This window comes from Laspinema olomoucense D3b (assembly GCF_025370785.1).
GTDB classification, from domain to species: Bacteria; Cyanobacteriota; Cyanobacteriia; order Cyanobacteriales; family Laspinemataceae; genus Laspinema; species Laspinema olomoucense.
The window spans coordinates 1-1,211 of the sequence record NZ_JAMXFA010000022.1 but is presented as its reverse complement, the minus strand read 5'-3'; the positions used below and the strand labels follow the sequence as shown (position 1 = coordinate 1,211).

1 protein-coding gene is annotated in these 1,211 nt (G+C 47.2%); it reads left to right on the top strand.

Features of this window, described 5'->3' with window-relative positions; genetic code table 11:
- Window positions 1-158: 158 nt before the first annotated feature.
- Window positions 159-959, top strand: coding sequence for a TIGR03943 family putative permease subunit (locus NG792_RS16755; protein ID WP_261236137.1), 801 nt, complete (start codon window positions 159-161; stop codon window positions 957-959).
- The last annotated feature ends 252 nt before the right edge of the window (window positions 960-1,211 follow it).

The window sequence follows — 1,211 nt, the reverse complement described above, 5'->3', positions numbered from 1 at the left end:
ATAAGAACCCCACCCAACCCTCCCCTTGCCAAGGGGAGGGCTATAAGAACCCAAAACTTGTTGAAAAATTTACGAGATCAAAAACCTACTCTTGTAAGCTGCTCTCCCTCCCTTGCCGATCGCGTTCCTCTTGCAACTGGAAACCTTCATAATCTAATATGGCTGTTCAATCTCCCAAACTATTCCGATTTTCGACCTGGGGACCTTGGATTGAAGTCCTCGCCGTCTTCGCGTGGGGTGTATTACTCCTCAAATATTGGGTGAGTGGGGAATTAAATATCCTAATTCACCCCAATTTCTTTGCCCTCACTAACGGCACTGGGGTGTTCTTGATTCTGCTTGCCTGTTATAAGGGTGCTCAATTGCTCCATCAACAATGGCGATCGCGACGGGCCCGGAATCGAAGGGGGAGCACCGCAACCCCCGAGATGCAGCATATTACCCTGTTTCCTCCGGGATGGAGTGCGACATTACTCTTAGTCACGGCGATCCTGGGTTTCCTAATCAGTCCGAGAGTCTTTGCCAGCGATAAGGCAATGATGCGGAATGTCAACGATTTTTTACCCGTCACCCAATCCCAACCCCAAGCGTTTCGCACCGCCAGAAAACCCGAGGAGCGATCGCTGATTGACTGGGTACGCACATTAACAGTTTATCCCGAACCCGATGCTTACACCGGACAACGGGTCAATGTTCAAGGGTTTGTCATTCATCTCCCGGACTTGCCCGAGGAATACTTCTTAATTTCTCGCTTTGTGATTACCTGTTGTGCGGCAGATGCCTATCCCGTCGGGCTGCCGGTGAAATTATCCCAAAGTCGCGCCGCCTATCCGCCTGATACTTGGTTAGAAATCCAAGGGGAAATGAGTACGGAAACTTTGGAAAATCGCCGTCAATTGACGATAGTGGCGAATTCAATTGAAGAAATTCCCGAACCCCGAAATCCTTATGAATATTAAGTGATGGGTTTCCCTAAACTAAAAACCGGGTAAGTTAAACCCGGTTTTTAGTCTCCATTTTTTATATATAGCCGTTGCTGGAATTAGGAGTTGTAGGGAGTCAGAGGGGTTCTATCTTTCTCAATTTATGCCCCAGAACTTAGGATGTTTTCGTAACTTTTTGAAACAACAGTTGCAGGGTAAGCTCATCTAATTTGGTATAAATTGTACTTGACAAGGAGAAATTATAGAGTTAGAGCACAGCCGTCTGGG